Genomic DNA, 18933 nt, shown 5'->3' on the forward strand with positions numbered 1-18933 from the left:
CAGCTGGCAAGTATACAGGCTATACCTGAGATGGCCCTATCGTCGGCGAGCCCCGCACACGGGCTCTCAATGCCCAGCGGTCTTCGAGAACAGCTGAATCACCACCACGCCACCCACGATCATGGCCATGCCAAGCATCGCCGGCATATCCAGCTTCTGCCCATAGATCACTAGCGCCGCCACACTGATCAGCACAATCCCCAGCCCCGACCAGATGGCGTAGGCAATCCCCACCGGAATGCTGCGGACTACCAGCGTCAGCATCCAGAACGCAATGCCATAGCCAACCACCATCAGCAGCAGTGGCAAGGGCGTGCTCAGGCCTTTCACCGCTTTCATCGAGGCGGTGGCGATGACTTCGGCGCAGATGGCAATGGCGAGGTAGGTGTAGGCATTCATGGCGGGATCCTCCGTTACTGAGCGGGCATTCTAGACGTTGCCTGGATGGGGTAAAGTCATTACCTATCAATGTGGGAGATAGGTTGATGGCCGAGCAGTGGAACCTTGAACAATTGCGTACCTTTTTGCGCGTTGCAGAACTGCGCTCGTTCTCCGCGGTGGCACGTGAGCAGCACAAAGCCCAGTCGGCGATCAGCAGTGCCATCGCGCTGCTCGAAACCGACCTAGGGGTCACCCTGTTCGAGCGCAGCAGCGGCCGGCAACCGAAATTGACTGAAAACGGCAGCGCCTTGCTGGAAGACGCCCGCGAATTGTTACGCCAGTGCGAACGCCTGGATGGCCGCGCCCTGGCCCTGATGCGCGGGCAGGAGGCCTTGCTGCGGGTCGCGCAGGACGAAGCCATGCCGTATCAGCCGGTGATCGACAGCCTCGACGAACTGGCGAGCCGCTACCCGTTCCTGGAGGTGCAACTGGCCAGCGGAGCCCAGGGCGATGTGGCGCGCAAGCTGGTGGAGCGGCGCGCCGATCTGGGCCTGTTCTTCCTCCACGAAAGCATCCCGGCTTCCTTGGAACGCCGTGCCTTGGGCAGCGTGGAGATGGTCACGGTGTGCGCGGTCGGCCACCCGCTGGCGGGCGAAGGCCGGGTCACTCGCCAACAATTGGCCCGCCACCGGCAGTTGCTGATCACGCCACAACAAAGCGGTTACCCCGGCGGCGAGGCGATCAGCCCGCAGGTATGGCGTGCCGACAGCTTCTACGCCATGGCCGAACTGCTGATGCGCGGCCTGGGCTGGGCCTGGTTACCCCGGCATGTGGTGCAGTACCCGACCTACCAGGCGCACATGGTCGAACTGGACAGCAACTGGCGGCCGCCGGCCTTGGTGGCAGAGCTGGCCTGGCGCCGCGATGAACCTCTGGGCCCGGCCGCGCAGTGGCTGGCCGAGCGCTTTGCAGTGCACCTTCGCGCGATCGGGTAGACTTAGCCGCCATGAACAGAACTCTCTATACCTTGCTGTTTCACCTGGGCCTGCCGCTGGTTGCGCTGCGCCTGTACCTGCGCGCGCGCAAGGCGCCGGCCTATGGCCAGCGCATCGGCGAGCGCTTTGCTTTCAAGCTGCCGGCCATGCGCCAGGGTGGTATCTGGGTGCATGCGGTATCGGTGGGCGAGAGCATTGCTGCCGCACCCATGGTGCGTGCCTTGCTAAAGGCTTACCCAGAGCTGCCGATCACACTGACCTGCATGACCCCTACTGGCTCTGAACGCATTCGCGCCCTGTTCGCCAACGAACCACGCGTGCAGCATTGCTACCTGCCCTATGACCTGCCTTGGGCGGCGGGGCGTTTTCTCGATCATGTGCAGCCTAAGCTGGGCATCATCATGGAAACCGAGCTTTGGCCCAACCACATTCACCAGTGTGCCAGGCGCGGCATTCCGGTGGCGCTGGCCAATGCGCGCTTGTCCGAGCGCTCGGCCCGTGGCTATGGGCGCTTTGCCAGGCTGACCCGGCCGATGCTGGCCGAGATGAGCCTGATCGCCGTGCAGACCGAAACCGAGGCCCAGCGCTTCCGTGACCTGGGTGCACGCCCTGAGCGCGTGCAAGTCACCGGTTCGATCAAGTTCGACCTGACGATCGACGAACAGCTGCTGCCGCGCGCCAGGACATTGCGTGAACAGTGGGGGGGCGGCCAGCGCCCTGTGTGGATCGCCGCCAGCACCCATGAAGGGGAGGATGCCTTGATCCTGCAGGCGCATCGGCAGTTGTTGCAGGTGCATGGCGATGCCTTGCTGATCCTGGTGCCGCGCCATCCCGAGCGCTTCAATGCAGTGCATGCGTTGTGCAGCGAGCAGTTCACCACCGTGCGCCGCTCTGCCGGCACGCTGGTCGATGCGCAAACGCGGGTATTGCTGGGCGACACCATGGGCGAACTACTGTTCCTGTATGCCCTGGCCGACATTGCCTTCGTCGGTGGCAGCCTGGTGCCGACCGGTGGGCACAATCCGTTGGAGCCTGCGGCGCTGGCCTTGCCGGTGCTCATGGGGCCGCATGTGTTCAACTTCCTCGAAATCAGCGCGATGCTGCGCGAGGCGGGTGCGTTGCAGCAGGTGGATGATGCTGACGGGCTGGCCGGTGCGGTGCGCCGTCTGGTGGAACTGCCGCAGGACGCCCAGCGCATGGGCGAGGCGGGCAGGGCGGTGATGCGGGCCAATCAGGGGGCGCTGCAGCGATTGCTCGAGGGTCTGGGGGCCTTGATCCGCTGATAACCGACATATCCACTCAAAGACCCGGTCTAGAGTGGATATGTCTGATTCTGGTTATTTATTCCTACGGCGTAAGTTATAACTTCCTACACTGGATTTCTCGCCGTTAGGAAACTTCCTACGAATAGACTTTAAAAGTCAGAAGTGTCACACGCTTGCGTCGGAAGCTTGTAGGACGTTTGTCCTATTGCTTCGGGCTAGTATCGCCTCATGTCCGGTTTTCATAAGAGGTGGCGTGATGGCTGATTTATCTGATGGCAATGCCAACACTATTGAAAGTGGGCTGGTGTGTCTTATCACGCTGGCGCGTTACCATGGTGTTGCCGTCTCTGCCGAGCAGTTGCAGCACGATCATGCAGCAGCGGGTGAGCGGTTCTCTACCGGCACACTACTTCGGGCATTTCAGCAACTTGGCCTCAAGGCCAAACACCGCAGCGTCGATCCGGCCCGGCTGCAGCAGACGCCTTTGCCCGCTATTGCAGTGGATACGCGTGGTGAGTACTTCATCATCGCGCGTGTGGAGGGCGAGCAGGTTCTGGTGCAGGACCCGCACTCCCGCGCGCCGCAAGCGCTGACCCTCGCGGAACTGGTGGTGCGCTGGTCGGGAGAACTCATTCTGGTTCGCTCCGATGCCCAGTTGCCCCTTGGGCTGTCACGCTTCGACTTTACCTGGTTCATACCTGCCCTGGTGAAGTACAGGCGGCTATTTGGCGAAGTGCTCGTGGTTTCCCTGGTCATTCAGATACTGGCTTTGCTGACGCCTTTGTTCTTTCAGGTGGTAATGGACAAAGTCCTGGTGCATCGCGGTTTGACCACGCTGGATGTTATCGCCTTGGGTTTATTGGTCGTCGTTCTATTTGAAACATTGCTGAGTGGGTTGCGTACCTATGTGGCAGCTCATACAGCGTCAAGAATCGATGTCGAACTGGGCGCAAAACTGTTCAGGCATTTGATCGATCTTCCCACCGCCTATTTTCACGCCAGGCGAGTCGGTGACTCGGTTGCCCGAGTGCGAGAACTGGAGAACATCAGAAGTTTCCTGACCAACAACAGCATCACGCTAGTGCTGGATGTGCTGTTCTCGGTGGTCTTCATCGCTGTCATGTTCCTCTATAGCGGATGGTTGACGCTGGTCGTCGTTGGCTCGCTGCCTTTCTATTTTCTCGTATCCCTGGTCGTTACTCCGCTACTGCGGGCGTTGATTGATCAAAGCTTCCAACGCGGCGCCGAGAACCAGGCTTTTTTGGTCGAGGCGGTCAACGGCATCGACACACTGAAGTCGATGGCCGTGGAACCTCAGGTGACCCGGCGCTGGAATGATCAGTTGGCCGCTTATGTATCTGCCAGTTTCAAGACCCAGAACCTTTCCAGTCTGGCCAATGAAAGCGTCGGCCTGATCGGCAAGCTGGTCACGGTAGCCACCTTGTGGCTGGGGGCCCGGCTGGTCATCGAAGGCGCACTCACGGTGGGCGAGCTGATCGCCTTCAACATGCTCGCAGGGCGCGTGTCGCAGCCCATCATCCGCCTGGCCCAACTCTGGACCAGCTTCCAGCAGACAGGGGTATCGATTCAACGCCTGGGTGACATTCTCAACACCCGTACCGAGGTCAACCAAGGCAAGGGCACGGTACTGCCCACACTTGTCGGGCAGATTGAGCTCGATCGTGTGTGTTTTCGCTATCGGCCGGACGGGGGCGAAGTGGTGCGCGATGTCAGCCTGAAGATCGCCGCCGGAGAAGTGATAGGCGTTGTAGGTCGCTCGGGGTCAGGCAAGAGCACGCTGACACGCTTGATTCAGCGGCTGTACTCACCTGAGCGGGGGCGGGTATTGCTCGACGGTGCTGACCTGGCGGTAGCCGATGTGGCGTCACTGCGTCGGCAGATCGGCGTGGTGTTGCAGGACAACGTGCTTTTTCGGCGCACCGTGCGCGAGAACATTGCCCTCGGCAACCCAGCAGCACCGCTTGAAGAAGTGATCGCCGCAGCGACGCTGGCAGGTGCTCACGAGTTCATCCTCGAATTACCGGATGGCTACGAAACCCTGATTGGTGAGCACGGCGCCAGCCTGTCGGGTGGGCAGCGACAGCGCATAGCCATCGCCCGAGCGCTGTTCGGCAACCCACGCATCCTCATTTTCGACGAAGCCACCAGTGCGCTGGACTATGAGTCCGAACGGATCATCCAGCAGAACATGGCGCGGATTTGCGCGCAGCGCACGGTCATCATCATTGCCCATCGGCTTTCGGCAGTACGCCATGCCGACCGCATCGTGGTCATGGAGCGTGGGCAGATCATCGAGCAAGGGACTCATGATGAGCTGCTGGTTTATCCACAGGGCACCTATGCCTACCTGCATCAACTGCAGCTCGGGGCCGCCGTATGAGTGTGGCGTTCAAAGACCTTGCCGAGCGCTACCGGGATGCGTGGATAACGGCATGGCGAAAGCGCCGGAGCATGGACGGCCCCGTACGTGAGTCCGACGAACTGGCCTTTTTACCTGCGGCACTGTCCTTGCAGGAAACGCCAGTGCATCCCTTGCCGCGCTACCTGCAGTGGAGCCTGCTGATGTTCATCGGGCTGGCGCTTGCCTGGGCTTGCATCGGTGAGATCGATGTCATCGCCAGTGCCGAAGGCAAGATCGTGCCCAGTGGCAGGAGCAAGTTGATACAGGCCAGCGAGGTCGCGGTGGTGCAGTCGATCCACGTCGTCGATGGCCAGCCGGTGCGCAAAGGCGATGTGCTGGTCGAGCTGGAAGGGCAGTTGACCGAGGCTGATATCAAGCGCCTAGGCAGCGAACTGCTGGCTGCGCAGATCGACCAGGCCCGCGCCAGCACACTGCTGAGTGCGCTGGACGGCGATGTGGCACCTGCCTCCCTGGCACCACTGATACCGCAGGCCACGGCCGCGCAGCAGGCAGGCGCGCAGCGCTGGCTGGAGGGGCAATACCTGGAGTTACAGGCCACGCTGGAACAGGCCGATGCCGAAATCGGTCAACGCGCTGCCGAAATCCGTTCCGCCCAGGGCCGGGCTGACGCGCTCCGGCAACTGTTGGTGATCACCCGCCAACTGACGGCGGATTACAAGCTGTTGTTCAGCGAATCGGCCGTGGCCAAGCACACCTACCTGGAAAAGGAGCAGGCCCGCCTGGAGCAGGAACGCGAACTGGCACTCCAGCGCTCGCGCATAGACGAACTGAACGCTGCACGGCTTGCTGCTCAGCACCGCCGTAGCGGTGCCATTGCCCAATTGCGCAGAGCCATGCTCGACCTTCACGGTGAGGCGCAACGGCGCATTGCAACCCTTGAGCAGGAGTTGAACAAGGCCGAGCAGCGGCATCGCCTCAAGGTACTGACATCCCCCGTTGACGGCACCGTCCAGCAGTTGGCGATCCATACACAGGGCGGGGTGGTTACACCCGCGCAGACACTGATGGTCATTGTGCCGACGGGCGAGCCGGTGGAAGTGGAAGTGAAAGTCGAGAACAAAGATATCGGCTTTGTTTTTCCGGGGCAGCACGTGGAAGTGAAGATCGAGACATTCACCTTTACCAGGTATGGCGTTGTACCGGGGGTGGTGGAGAGTATTTCCGATGATGCCATTGAGGATGATAGGCACGGTCTTTTGTATAGCGCTCGAATCAAGTTGGCCAAGGAAGCTTTGCGCGTAGGGGATAACGACTTGCCGTTGACGGCGGGCATGGCTGTGCGTGCAGAAGTGATTGTGGATAGACGCAGGGTTATCAGTTTCTTCTTGAGTCCCCTGCAGCGGCATGCAAAGGAAAGTCTGAAGGAGCGATAAATGAAATATAAAAATGCGTGCATTGTATATAGAGCGGCTTGGAGCTTACTGCGGATCTGTAGTGCAATAATATTGGCTGGTATGGCGAGTTGCTGTGCTGTCGGTCTCGGTGGTTCAGATGCGTTTGGGGCTGGGAGCAGCATTTCCGTGTTGTACGAAAGAAATTTTGGAAAAGTTCATGCATTGTCTGAAGCGAAGTTTGCTTAGTGGCTGATATGGGCAGGCTGGCTCTAGGGAGGGGTGATGATTAGTTATAGGTATATCTTTCTCTTTGGGAAGGTGCTGTTCGGAAAGCTAATTGCGCTGTGTAGAAGATTTGGTTTGGTGCTGTGGGGTTTTAGCAAGTTGTTGTTGTTGCTAAGTGTGGTGTGGTTATTGGTCGCCATTGTTATTACTCCGACTTGGGCGCCGAAGAAGCTGAAGACCCCTAATCCAATGGTGTGTGGAAAGATCTCGGGTGTTGTTTATGAGCTCCCTAGGAAGTATGTGATCTATTGGCCTGAGTATGAGGGTAAGAGTTCTTGGGAGCCGGGATTTACAAATAACAAAAAAGGCTGTGGTGCAAACTTGGTGTCACTCTATATGGCAATGAGTTGGCCGGAGATGCAGCCCGTCTCTTACGGTGAGGCGACGTCTTTTAGTTTTGATGGAATATCGGTCGCAATTGAGCCTTGGCCGCATGGGGAAGCGGGGTTGAGAAAACAGCTCCAGCATTACCTTCGTGAAACACCTGCGCCTCTAGTTCAGGCTAGCAAGCTGAACGAAGATCTCGGTCTAAATTTTCTCGAGGGAGTTGATAGTGCATTTCCTAATCAGCGCAAGGGCTTTTTCTGGCTGGAGGCCAAGGGGCGCATGCAATATATCGGTTATTGCAACTGGGTCGAGCATAAGGCCAATTACTCGCGTTGCTATTTGGAGTTTTTGATGCCCGGAGACAACGCAATTGTAAATGTGGAGTTTTTATGGGGGCGGCTAGGGGAGTGGCATAACATTGTTTTGACGGTGGGTGAGTTTTTCATGAATGCTGTAAAATATGGAGTCGATAAATGATTAGGATAGAGCTGTCCGATGTGGATGAGGCACGTCAGGCTTTGCGTGATAAGGGGCCGGATGCAATGTATGATGTCCTGGCAAAAAAAGGAGACAAATACGCTGTCCTTGCAAATGGCGTTGCGCGCGGGGACTCTTTGTCAGGTGTTGCGGCAATAAATTATATGAAGTCGGTAGCGGCAGGTGTCGGTCGTCCGATGCAAGAAATCGATGTGGATAAGGTGAGGGTTGAAATGGCAAATAAATATATGGAGGTGTTGCTAAAGAAGATTAGTAAAGGTCCTATTGTCGGTCAGGTAAGCCAAAAAGAGGTCGCGGCATTTCATAAGGAAACTTTCGAAAGCCTTGAATATCCTGAGAGGGCATGGACGTTGAGTCCGGTGTTTGATGTGATTGCTGTCGAAAATCGAGAGGACTACTGGCGGCATGTGCTTTCCTCAGCGGGGAATCTAACGGATGAATTTACACTTTCCTTTCACACTCACCGCATGATGGCAATGGCATCAGTAGTTTCTTCCGCCGAAAACCGTTTAATTGCTAAGGAGTGGATATCCAGGGTCGAGTCACCCACTGGTGTTCCTGACCTTATCAGTGCTGCCGCAGCTTCGCTTTTCAATTCCATCAATAATGCCTTTAAAGCCGCTAGTCACTTTGATAATGCAACTGATCAAACACTGCAGATCGAAATCACCCCCACAACCGAATCCCGCCGCGACCTCCAAGGCCAGGACGATATCCGCAATGACGTCTCCAACGGCTACGTCGATCGTCGCCTGACCCACAGTATCGCATTCACCGACAGCACCCTCGACAACACCGACTTCACCTCCGCTCAGTTGGGCAGTTTGGCCACCGGTGGTGTTCGCCCTGGCGAGCTCCAGATCGACCCCAACGTGCGACCCAATCAGCATCTGGCTCAGTTCTATCGTGATGGCAATGAACAACCGGATTTCAGCCTGCGCAATGCCGTGGTACTCAACGGGTTGGCAGCAATGACCACGGTGAACACGTTTGTCGACCCGCTCTTGCTCGACCTCAGCGGCAAGGGCGTTGGTCTGACGGGTATCGAGGAAGGCGTACTGTTCGATATCGATAACAGTGGTTCACTGCGCCGCACCGGCTGGGCAGACCGGCTGACCGGCATGCTGGTGCATGACAACGGTACCGGCCAGGTGAGCAACGTCAGCCAGCTGTTCTCCGAATACTACGGCGGCAAGGCAGGCAGCGACGGCAGCTCTGGTGAAACACCGTTCAAGGATGGCTTCGCCGCCCTGGCAAGTGTTGACGCCAACGCCGATGGCGTCATCAACGTTGAAGACGCCGTCTGGGCGCAATTGAAAGTGTGGGTCGATGGCAACCACGACGGGCGTGCCGATGCCGGTGAGCTGAGGGCATTGCAGGAGCATGGCATTAGCCAGATCAAGCTCGGCCAGGTCGAGCCGGTAGGAGAGGTGCGTCAGGGTAACGAGGTCATTTCCCGAGGCGCTTTCACTGTTAATGGTGAGGACCGGGAAGTACTGGCGGTGAGGTTTCTCGCCGATACCGTCGGTAATCGGATCGAGGCCCAGGAGGGTGGCACTCTACTGACTTCGTCAAGCGGGCCCACTTCCCGAAGGGCCTACATCAGCCAGAGTGCTCAAGGCAGCACGCTGGACGCCGCAGCGCTCGGCGTACAGACGCTGTACGGCAGCGCGGGCGATGATGTCTTGACCGCGGCCCCAGAGGGCAGTTGGCTGGTTGGTGGCGGTGGCAGCAACACCTATCACGGCGGGGCGGGCGACGATGTATTCGTGATCAGTGCCAGCGACGATTGGGCGAACATGCAGGGCAATGGTGGGCGCGACACGGCACTGATCGTGGGGGAGCATGGCGTTGGGCTGAACATGGCCAAGGCCGGGCTGACCATTGCGCAAGGCGGGCGGGGTAAGGACATCATCGCCAGCGGCGGTCAACGCGGAGTTTTCATCAAGGGCGGCTCGGGCGACAGCTTGCTGATCGGTGGTGGCGGCAACGATGTGCTGGTTGGCGGTACGGGCCGTAACGACATCATTGGTGGTACCGGCAAGTCGGTGATCTATGCGGGCCCCAAGGGTGATCGCATTCAGGCCTCGGCGGGCGGAAGTATCATTTACGCCGGTGGTGGCGCTGATCGGATTACGGGCGGTGCTGCCGATGACGTGATCGAGGCCGGACGCGGCGATGCCACGATCGACGGAGGCGCGGGCACCAACCTGGTCAGTTTGCATGGTGCTCACGACGAGTACCTGATCACACGTACCGAATCGGGCCACCTGATCACCGACACCGTGGCGGGACGAGATGGCCGCCTGAGCCTGAGCAACATCCAGAAACTCAGCTTCGCCGACATTGCTGCCATCGATCTTCTCGGCCGGGGAGCCATGCCAATCGGCGACAGGCTCTCGCCTGAGCAACTGGCTACATTCGCCACCACTGACACGGCGCTGATAGTCCCTGCAACGGCGCTGCTGGGCAATGACCAGCCACTTGGCAGCAGCGGGCCATTGCGCATCGCCTCAGTCAGCGCTGGCAAGGGTGCAACAGTGCGGCTGAATGAGCAGGGTGATGTGGAGGTCACGCCGTTGCCAGGCCATGACGGTGATGTCAGTTTCCGCTACGACTTGGTCGATGCTGCCGGCAACGCCTCCATGAGTGTGACCGAGGTGGGCAGTGCTGCATCAGCACCCTTGCGGGCAACGGTAACGTTGCGCCATGAACAATCCCCCGCTGACCCGCTGTCGGGGCGGCAGTGGTATCTGGACGAGATCAATGTCGCGCCGGTATGGCGTGACTTCACGGGCAAGGGGGTGAGGATAGGGCAGTTCGAGCCGGGTGGGGAGTTTGCCGTGGCGCCGGAAATCTTCGACATCGGGCACCCCGATCTCAAGCCGAATATCGATCCTATCTGGCTACAAACTCAACGCACTAATGGCACGCTGCCCGCTCTGGCGTCCAATCACGCCACTCAAGTGGCTGGGGTCATGGTTGGCGCGCGCAATGATCAAGGAGGGATCGGCATCGCATATGATGCGAAGATCGGCGGGCACTACCTGGCCAACAAAGGCGATGACCTGACCAATCTGGGGCAAATGGTCAACTACGACATAGCCAACAACAGTTGGGGTTTCAAAACGGACTTCGGACTTACAAATGTTCCAGAAGGAAAAGTCGATACTGCTCTGGCGCTGGCATTCAGCACTACGCTTGCCGCCACCAACGGCCGTGGCGGGCTAGGCACCATCGTCGTCGCCTCTGGTGGCAACCAGCGCCATAAAGGCGGTAATGCACAGGGCTCGCTGACCAACAACAACCGCCATGCCATTGAAGTGGCGGCCATCAATGCAAAGGCAGACCTCTCGGTACTGCAAGCTGCAACGGCACCCTTTTCCAATCCAGGTTCCAGCTTGCTGGTCGCTGCACCGGGGAGCCATGTTTTATCCAGTGGCGTCAGCCTTGAAGCGGAGCGCGGTGCGTCGGTCGGCAGCGCCTATAGCACGACTCAGGGCACCAGCTTCGCCGCGCCGATCGTCTCAGGCGTGGTGGCGTTGATGTTGCAGGCCAACCCGGGGTTGGGTTACCGGGATGTTCAGCAGATCCTCGCACTGTCTGCGCGCAAAGTGGATGACGCATCAACCCAATGGGCTTACAACGCAGGGCGCAATTGGAATGGCGGTGGCATGCACGCCAGCCACGACTACGGCTTTGGCATGATCGACGCCCGCGCCGCGGTGCGCCTTGCCGAGTCCTGGGGGAGCCGGGCGACCAAGGCCAATGAACGACTGCTGACAGCCAGCAGTGCACCAGTGGCTCAACAGGTTGCGGCGGGGCAGGTTGCGACTTTGTCTTTGACCCTGCCGGCTGATTTGCTGGTGGAGCATGTGGAGGTCGATGTCCACTCGATGGTCGGCCGCCTTGGCGACATGACGCTCACGCTGGTGTCGCCTGGCGGCACGCGCAGCGTACTGCTCGATCGCACAGGCAAGGCGCCGGGCTCTGGTGATGACGATCTGGGCGATTCGCGTTCAGGGGCGTTCAAATATGGGTTCATGTCGACCCATCATCGCGCAGAGCGCTCGGCTGGGGAGTGGAAGCTTGAGGTGCGTAATGCTGTTGCTGGCTTACCGCTAACGCTTGATCGCTGGACGCTGCGCCTCGTCGGCAGCCCCGGCACCACCGATGATGTCTATTACTTTACCGACGACTACGCGAACCTGGTGGCAGAAAACCCAGGGCGCGCGAAGCTTGACGATGCCATCAGCGGCACCGCTGGCGGGCGCAATACGTTGAATGCGGCTGCAGTAAGTCGCAGTATCTCGGTGGATCTGGCCAGCGGCAGCGCCAGTATTGCCGGTGCGGCGCTCACCATAGCCCCTGGTTCGGTGCAAAACCTTATCAGTGGTGATGGCGACGATACCTTGATCGCCGGGCCCGCCGGGGCATTACTGGATGGTGGCCGTGGGTACAATCTCCTCAAGGGGGGTGAGGGTACCGACCGCTTTGTCATCCACAGGCGTGCAGGCGGTAACGATGTACTCAAGCAGTTCGAGACTTCGCGTGAGGTGATCGACCTGGTCGGCTTTGGTGGTTCAGGGTTTGCTGACTTGCAGATGCAACAGGACGGCAATTCGACTGTGCTCGACCTTGGCAGTGGGCAGAAGCTGACGCTTGCGGACACTACGATTGCCGAACTGCGGTCAGCGAACTTCCGTTTCCTTGACGCTTTCACCGCTGCGCCAGGTTATTTCGAGGGCAGCCCTGAAGAGCAGACGACCCCGCCTGTCACCGCGAATGTTCTGCTTACCGGTGGTGCAGGTGGCGTGTCGCTTGCCAGTGACGCATCCGGGCAGTTGGTGGCTTCGTTGGCAGGCACGGTATATTCCCCGCCGACGGTTGCGCCCAGCGTGTTTCTGGTGACAAAACAAGAAGGTGTGAGCGACTACAAGAACACCCTTCGGGGGTTCCGACACGGTATCGACAAGATTGACCTGACCCAGGTAGGCATCAGTCGCTTCGAGGATCTGCACGTCAGCAAAGTCCAGCGCTTCAAACTCAATGACTTTGCGCAGATTCACGGTGTAGCCGTTGATACCCAGGCAGTGCCGGGGCAGGAAGGTATTGTGAAGATGCTGTACCTGGATGCGCTCGAAGTTGCGCAGGTGACAGCGGAGGACTTTATCTTTGCGCAGCCGGCAATGGTCACATCTGAAGCGGTTGCCGTGCCTGAGATTTCCGCCCTTTCAGCAGGGTCATCGCTGGTTGCTGTCGAGCACTCGCTACCGAGCCTGGGGAATCTTGTTGATGCAATGGCTGCGTTCGCCCCTGAACCTGCGGGGCCTGTGCTAATCGGCGATATGTCGGCTCAACGCATCGACTCGACGATTGCCGTAGCCGCCTAGGCGTTGTCGTTCAGGGCTGGAGTGATATTGGAGGCCTATCGCCAGCAAGCCAGCTCTCACAGGTGCATCATGCCTTCAGGCCTGGCACCGTGTGGGAGCGGGCAAGCCCGCGAAGAGTCCAGCACCTATCTCAAGGCCTGCGCTCGAAGTTCTTGGCCGCTGCTGCCGCCAAGTCCGGCGGCAGGAAGTCCTTGTCCGGGTTGTAGTCAGGTTTCAGGTAGCGCTTCAGGTCCTGCAGGTCTTGCGGGCTCAGGGTGCCGGCTGCCTGCTTCAGGCTCAGGTTGTCGAGAATGTAGTCGTAACGGCTATTGTTGTAGTCGCGCACCGAGGTGTACAGCTGGCGCTGGGCATCAAGCACGTCGACGATGTTGCGGGTACCGACCTGGTAGCCGATTTCAGTGGCTTCCAGCGCACTCTGGTTGGAAATGATCGACTGCTTGCGCGCCTGTACCTGTTCCACATCGGTGTTCACTGCGCGGTGCAGGTTGCGGGTGTTTTCCACGACCTGGCGGCGCAGGCTTTCACGCTGTTGCTCGCTCTGGCTCAGGCGCTGGTAAGCCTCGCGTACCTGCGAGCTGGTCAGGCCGCCACTGTAGATCGGTATGTTCAGTTGCAGGCCAACGCTGGTCTGCTCGACGTCGCCGCCGTAGCGCACGTTTTGCTGCGGCGCCGGGTTGGTGAAGCCAAGGCTGTCGTTGTCACCCTTCTGGTACTTGGCCACGGCGTCCAGTGTCGGTGCATGCCCGGCCTTGCGCTGACGCAGGGTCTCTTCTGCGGCAGAAACCGCGTAGTTGGTGGCCAGCAGGTTGAGGTTCTGGCGCCCGGCGGTTTCGACCCAGGCTTTGGCATCGTTGGGCGTTGGCACTTGTACCGGCAGGCTATGCACCACGCCCTGGATAGAGGTGTACTCACGGTTGGTCAGGGTCACCAGGGCCTCGAAGGCATCCTGCACCTGGCGTTCGGCGATGATCCGGTTGGCCCGTGCAGTGTCATAACTGGCTTGGGATTGCAGCACGTCGGTCTTGTCCGAAAGGCCCACGTCGAAACGCTCGTTGGACTGGTCCAACTGGCGCTTGAAGGCGGCTTCTTCTGCCTTGGTGGCGGCCAGGTTGTCCTGGGCGCGGAGGACGGCGAAGTAGTTTTGCGCGGTTTGCAGGATCAGGTTTTGCTCGGTCGCCGACAGCTCCAGGGCTGCCTGTTCGTTGACTGCTTCGGCGGCTTGCAACTGGAACCAGCGATCAGCGCGGAAGATCGGCTGAGCCAGGGTCGCGCTCCAGGCGTTGCCGCTGCGATTGGACGTCATGGACGGCTCGTCCAGCTTGGTGCGGGTGTTCATCATCTCGGCACCGGCCGACAGGTTTGGCAGCAACCCGGCGCGGGCCTGCGGCACCACTTCGCGGCGCGCCCCGTAATCGGCGCGGGCTGCAGCCAGGTCGGCGTTGTTGTCCACTGCTTCCTGGTAGACGCTGACCAGATCGGTTTTGACTGTCGAGGGCACGTCCGCTGCCCAGACCACTCCGTTGGACGCACAAGACACGGCTATCGCCAGTGAGAGTTTGCGCAGCATAGAGGCAATCCTTGTACGAAATTTAATTACTGAACTGTTGAGTATCGAGCGATGGGCCAGTGTAGTGCCATGCGCACCCGGCAACAATCGCTCGGTGTGCCTTTCATCATCCGCGCATTTACCTGCTTGGCTTTGCTGACCACTCCAGTCTAGACTGCGCATGTTCTTGTCGGGGTGCCTTGAAGCAAAGGCTGAGATCGCAGAGGTGCGGATCCCGTTGAACCTGATCAGGTTAGCGCCTGCGTAGGGAACAAGATTGCTCGCCTTCCCGGGGAGCCTCTTGTGCCAGGTCCGGGATTGTCACAGCTGCATACAGCTTCAGGCACCCCCATGTCCGGCACTGCACCCAAAGAGGGTGCGTCCGCGCGTTTCAGGTTCACCCCGACATTCCACTGCTAGGAAGCCGTCAGGAGAGCCTGTGATGACCAAACAAGAAAAAGCGATCAACCTCAGCGAATCGGCACAAGTCGATCAGCAGTCCGTGCAACCCTTCCCGCGTTCGCGCAAGGTGTATGTCGAAGGCTCGCGCCCGGACATCCGTGTCCCCATGCGTGAAATCAGCCTGGATGACACCCCGACCGATTTCGGCGGCGAGTCCAACGCCCCGGTGCTGGTGTATGACACGTCTGGCCCGTACACCGACCCCGACGTGATCATCGACGTGCGCAAAGGCCTGGCCGATGTGCGTTCGGCGTGGATCGAAGCCCGCGGTGACACCGAGCGCCTGGAAGGCCTGAGCTCCGACTTCGGCCAGCAGCGCCTGAACGATGCAGAGCTGGCCAAGCTGCGTTTCGCCCATGTGCGCAACCCGCGTCGTGCCAAGGCCGGCGCCAACGTCTCGCAGATGCACTATGCCCGTCAGGGCATCATCACAGCCGAAATGGAATACGTGGCCATCCGCGAAAACATGAAGCTGCAGGAGGCCCGCGCCGCCGGCCTGCTGAATGAGCAACATGCCGGCCACAGCTTCGGTGCCAACATCCCGAAAGAAATCACCCCTGAATTCGTTCGCCAGGAAATCGCCCGTGGCCGCGCGATCATTCCGGCCAACATCAACCACCCGGAAGTAGAGCCGATGATCATCGGTCGCAACTTCCTGGTGAAGATCAACGGTAACATCGGCAACAGCGCCCTGGGTTCCTCGATCGAGGAAGAGGTGGCCAAGCTGACCTGGGGCATCCGCTGGGGCTCGGACACGGTCATGGACCTGTCCACCGGCAAGCACATCCACGAAACCCGCGAGTGGATCATTCGCAACTCGCCGGTGCCGATCGGTACCGTGCCGATCTACCAGGCCCTGGAAAAGGTCAACGGCGTGGCAGAGGACCTGACCTGGGAACTGTTCCGCGACACCCTGATCGAGCAGGCCGAACAGGGCGTGGACTACTTCACCATTCACGCCGGTGTGCTGCTGCGCTATGTGCCCCTGACCGCCAAGCGGGTCACCGGCATCGTCAGCCGCGGTGGCTCGATCATGGCCAAGTGGTGCCTGGCGCACCACAAGGAAAACTTCCTGTACACCCACTTCGACGAAATCTGCGAAATCATGAAGGCCTACGACGTCAGCTTCTCGCTGGGCGACGGCCTGCGCCCTGGCTCGATTGCCGACGCCAACGACGCCGCGCAATTCGGTGAGCTGGAAACCCTCGGCGAGCTGACCAAGATTGCCTGGAAGCACGACGTGCAATGCATGATCGAAGGCCCCGGCCACGTGCCGATGCAGTTGATCAAAGAGAACATGGACAAGCAGCTGGAGTGCTGCGACGAGGCGCCGTTCTACACCCTCGGCCCACTGACTACCGACATCGCGCCGGGTTACGACCACATCACCTCGGGCATTGGTGCGGCGATGATCGGCTGGTTCGGTTGCGCCATGCTCTGCTACGTCACGCCGAAGGAGCACCTGGGCCTGCCGAACAAGGACGACGTCAAGACCGGCATCATCACCTACAAGATCGCCGCGCATGCCGCCGACCTTGCCAAGGGCCACCCGGGTGCACAGATCCGCGACAACGCCTTGTCCAAGGCGCGTTTCGAGTTCCGTTGGGAAGACCAGTTCAACCTGGGCCTCGACCCGGACACCGCCCGTGCTTTCCACGACGAGACCCTGCCGAAGGAATCGGCCAAGGTCGCGCACTTCTGCTCGATGTGCGGGCCGAAGTTCTGCTCGATGAAGATCACCCAGGAAGTGCGTGAGTACGCTGCCAAGATCGAGGCCGTGGATGTGACGGTCGAGCAAGGCATGCGTGAGCAGGCCGAGCGGTTCCGCCAGGAAGGCAGCCAGCTGTACCACAAAGTCTAAACCGCAGCACCTTACCCTGTGGGAGCGGGCTTGCCCGCGAAGCAAGCACTGCGGTGCATGGCACCGGCTTTGCCGGTGTTCGCGGGCAAGCCCGCTCCCACAGGGTGGTGTATGCCACTTAACATCACTCCTGCGGACATGACCATGACATCACCCAGCCAGTTCTCTCCCGACCATCCAATCCCCATCCAGCAGCGCATCTTCGGTGCTCGCGACCTGTTTTCACTGTGGTTTTCCCTCGGCATCGGCCTGATGGTGCTGCAGGTCGGCGCTATGCTGGCGCCAGGCCTGGGCCTTGCTGGCGCGGTGCTGGCCATCGCTCTGGGCACCGGTGTCGGTGTGCTGTTGCTGGGGGCGGCGGGGGTTATTGGCAGTGACACCGGGCTGTCCGCCATGGGCACCCTGAAACTCAGCCTGGGCAGCCATGGCGCGCGCTTGCCGGCGCTGCTCAACTTGCTGCAACTGGTGGGTTGGGGCGCTTTCGAGATTATCGTCATGCGCGATGCTGCCAGCTTGCTGGGTGCGCGAGCGTTCGGTGAGGAAAGTGCCTGGAACAGCCCCATGCTCTGGACGCTGTGCTTCGGTGCCCTGGCCACCCTGCTGGCTGTCAGCGGGCCACTGGCCTTCGTGCGCAAGGTGCTGCGCGCCTGGGGCATCTGGTTGTTGCTGGGCGCCTGTCTGTGGCTGACCTGGAACCTGTTCGCCAAGGCCGACCTGGCGGAGCTGTGGAACCGTGCCGGGGATGGTTCGATGTCGCTGGCGGTTGGCTTCGATATCGTCATCGCCATGCCGCTGTCCTGGCTGCCGCTGATCGCGGACTACTCGCGCTTTGCCCGCAATGGCAGGCATGTGTTCGGCGGTACGGTAGTGGGCTACTTCATCGGCAACACCTGGCTGATGAGCCTGGGCGTGGCGTACACGCTGGCGTTCGCCGCCAGTGGCGAAGTCAATGCCTTGCTGCTGGCCCTGGCGGGCGCCGGCATGGGGATTCCGCTGCTGCTTATTCTGCTGGACGAGTCGGAAAAGGCCTTCGCCGACATCCACTCGGCGGCGGTTTCCACCGGTGTGCTGCTACCGCTGAAGGTCGAGCACCTGGCGTTGGCCATCGGCGTGTTGTGCACCCTGATCGCCCTGTTGGCGCCACTGGCACAGTACGAAAACTTCCTGTTGCTGATCGGTTCGGTGTTCGCACCGCTGTTCGGCGTGGTGCTGATGGACCACTACGTGGTCCGTCGACGCCGTCTGCCAGCACAGGTCAATGGCTTGCACTGGCAGGCGTTGGTGGCCTGGTTTGCCGGGGCGGTGGCCTATCACCTGATTGCCGCCAAGGCGCCCGAACTGGGCGCTACCCTGCCCGCATTGCTGCTGGCAGGTGTGCTGCATGGGCTGCTAAGCCTCAGCCGCGGCCGGGAAACAGTTCAGGCTTGAGTACGCCATTCAGGCGCGGGTAGGGGATCTTCAGTTCCACGTGGCCCATGGAATAGGGCGCGATGGCATAGACCTCGTACTTGACCACTACCGCGCCGTACGTCAGGGCGACGTGCGGCGATTTCTTGAATGGCCAGGTCTTGACGAACTCGGCATCCTTGTCCATACCCACGCTCATCAGCCAGGCACGGTGCGATTCTTCGACGGTTTTCCAGAAGGTGTCTTCCTGGCCGGGCACCAGCATGTCCTGCAGGGTCAGCACCTTGTCCAGTTTGCGTGAATAGTTGATGAAGCCGCGCCCGGGCATGCCGTGGGCGCCACCGCTGTCCAGGTAGCTGGACAACTCGATGATCACCAGCCCGTCATGCTGCTCGCGTACCTTGGCTTGCAAGTAGCTGCTGTTACGTTTGTCGGCACTGGCCAGATATTGCTGTTCGTAGGCCTGCAGGGTGGCTGGTGCGGTGCCATGCTGATTGTCTTCGGTCAGTTGCAGCAGGCGTTTTTCGACGATGCCGTCGAGCTTGGGCAGGGCCGGGAAGTGGATCATGTCGATGTTCACCAGCGGGCAGTCGCTCTCGCTGCAGCCGGGTTTGACATGCTCCCAGGCGTCGCGCTTGACCTCGAGCGGGGCCCGGTAGTTGGGCGTGAACAGGCTCTGGCAGGCGCCCAGAGCGAGTGCCAGCACGGCCACGGAAGTCAGTTTGACAAGTGTCAT

The 18933-nt window shown here is 60.1% G+C and carries 11 protein-coding genes and 1 riboswitch; of the genes, 8 read left to right on the forward strand and 3 right to left on the reverse strand.

All coding sequences use genetic code 11. From position 1 onward, the window contains the following. Positions 1 to 66: 66 nt before the first annotated feature. Positions 67 to 399, reverse strand: coding sequence for a multidrug efflux SMR transporter (locus C4Q27_RS14285; protein WP_004577390.1), 333 nt, complete (start codon positions 397 to 399; stop codon positions 67 to 69). A gap of 86 nt (positions 400 to 485) precedes the next feature. On the opposite strand from C4Q27_RS14285, the gene C4Q27_RS14290 reads away from it, so the two are divergent. The 6 genes from C4Q27_RS14290 to C4Q27_RS14315 all read left to right on the forward strand — a co-directional run bounded on the left by C4Q27_RS14290 (position 486) and on the right by C4Q27_RS14315 (position 12921). Next, on the forward strand, positions 486 to 1376 hold the full coding sequence (locus C4Q27_RS14290; protein ID WP_104886980.1) for a LysR family transcriptional regulator: 891 nt from the start codon (positions 486 to 488) through the stop codon (positions 1374 to 1376). An 11-nt stretch (positions 1377 to 1387) separates the two neighbouring features. Beyond that, the gene (gene waaA, locus C4Q27_RS14295; RefSeq protein ID WP_004577391.1) at positions 1388 to 2659 is read left to right on the forward strand and encodes a lipid IV(A) 3-deoxy-D-manno-octulosonic acid transferase; all 1272 of its coding nucleotides are present in this window, start codon (positions 1388 to 1390) and stop codon (positions 2657 to 2659) included. A gap of 238 nt (positions 2660 to 2897) precedes the next feature. Further along, positions 2898 to 5042: a type I secretion system permease/ATPase gene (locus C4Q27_RS14300; protein WP_004577392.1), complete on the forward strand. Its 2145-nt coding sequence runs from the start codon at positions 2898 to 2900 to the stop codon at positions 5040 to 5042. Further along, on the forward strand, positions 5039 to 6457 hold the full coding sequence (locus tag C4Q27_RS14305; protein ID WP_104886981.1) for an HlyD family type I secretion periplasmic adaptor subunit: 1419 nt from the start codon (positions 5039 to 5041) through the stop codon (positions 6455 to 6457). The genes C4Q27_RS14300 and C4Q27_RS14305 overlap by 4 nt, the downstream gene beginning before the upstream one ends. Positions 6458 to 6700: 243 nt before the next feature. After that, entirely contained in the window at positions 6701 to 7507 is an 807-nt protein-coding gene (locus C4Q27_RS14310) for a hypothetical protein (protein ID WP_049587468.1), read from the forward strand. Further along, positions 7504 to 12921, forward strand: coding sequence for a S8 family serine peptidase (locus C4Q27_RS14315; protein ID WP_256600081.1), 5418 nt, complete (start codon positions 7504 to 7506; stop codon positions 12919 to 12921). Before C4Q27_RS14310 ends, C4Q27_RS14315 begins: the two co-directional genes overlap by 4 nt. Positions 12922 to 13051: 130 nt before the next feature. Here the strand turns inward: C4Q27_RS14315 and C4Q27_RS14320 are convergent, their stop codons facing one another. Then, positions 13052 to 14488 carry a TolC family outer membrane protein gene (locus C4Q27_RS14320; protein ID WP_064613788.1) on the reverse strand — a complete coding sequence of 479 codons (1437 nt, stop codon included), beginning with the start codon at positions 14486 to 14488 and terminating at the stop codon, positions 13052 to 13054. A 160-nt stretch (positions 14489 to 14648) separates the two neighbouring features. Continuing rightward, a riboswitch (TPP riboswitch) is annotated at positions 14649 to 14755 on the forward strand. 154 nt (positions 14756 to 14909) lie between these two features. Here C4Q27_RS14320 and thiC point away from each other — a divergent pair. Both thiC and cytX read left to right on the forward strand, forming a co-directional pair. Further along, positions 14910 to 16790, forward strand: a complete 1881-nt coding sequence (thiC, locus tag C4Q27_RS14325; protein WP_003249473.1) for a phosphomethylpyrimidine synthase ThiC — start codon at positions 14910 to 14912, stop codon at positions 16788 to 16790. A 144-nt stretch (positions 16791 to 16934) separates the two neighbouring features. Further along, positions 16935 to 18218, forward strand: a complete 1284-nt coding sequence (gene cytX / locus C4Q27_RS14335; protein ID WP_020190063.1) for a putative hydroxymethylpyrimidine transporter CytX — start codon at positions 16935 to 16937, stop codon at positions 18216 to 18218. Here the strand turns inward: cytX and C4Q27_RS14340 are convergent. Continuing rightward, entirely contained in the window at positions 18187 to 18933 is a 747-nt protein-coding gene (locus C4Q27_RS14340) for an RsiV family protein (RefSeq protein WP_003249476.1), read from the reverse strand. The two genes, cytX and C4Q27_RS14340, sit on opposite strands and share 32 nt — an antisense overlap.

Source organism: Pseudomonas sp. SWI36 (assembly GCF_002948105.1).
GTDB lineage: Bacteria > Pseudomonadota > Gammaproteobacteria > Pseudomonadales > Pseudomonadaceae > Aquipseudomonas > Aquipseudomonas alloputida.

Coding starts and splice junctions, on each gene's coding strand:
- C4Q27_RS14285 (WP_004577390.1), bottom strand. CDS start 399: ATGAATGCCTACACCTACCTCGCCATTGCCATCTGCGCCGAAGTCATC.
- waaA (WP_004577391.1), top strand. CDS start 1,388: ATGAACAGAACTCTCTATACCTTGCTGTTTCACCTGGGCCTGCCGCTG.
- C4Q27_RS14300 (WP_004577392.1), top strand. CDS start 2,898: ATGGCTGATTTATCTGATGGCAATGCCAACACTATTGAAAGTGGGCTG.
- C4Q27_RS14340 (WP_003249476.1), bottom strand. CDS start 18,933: ATGACACTTGTCAAACTGACTTCCGTGGCCGTGCTGGCACTCGCTCTG.
- C4Q27_RS14290 (WP_104886980.1), top strand. CDS start 486: ATGGCCGAGCAGTGGAACCTTGAACAATTGCGTACCTTTTTGCGCGTT.
- C4Q27_RS14320 (WP_064613788.1), bottom strand. CDS start 14,488: ATGCTGCGCAAACTCTCACTGGCGATAGCCGTGTCTTGTGCGTCCAAC.
- C4Q27_RS14310 (WP_049587468.1), top strand. CDS start 6,701: ATGATTAGTTATAGGTATATCTTTCTCTTTGGGAAGGTGCTGTTCGGA.
- C4Q27_RS14305 (WP_104886981.1), top strand. CDS start 5,039: ATGAGTGTGGCGTTCAAAGACCTTGCCGAGCGCTACCGGGATGCGTGG.
- cytX (WP_020190063.1), top strand. CDS start 16,935: ATGACATCACCCAGCCAGTTCTCTCCCGACCATCCAATCCCCATCCAG.
- C4Q27_RS14315 (WP_256600081.1), top strand. CDS start 7,504: ATGATTAGGATAGAGCTGTCCGATGTGGATGAGGCACGTCAGGCTTTG.
- thiC (WP_003249473.1), top strand. CDS start 14,910: ATGACCAAACAAGAAAAAGCGATCAACCTCAGCGAATCGGCACAAGTC.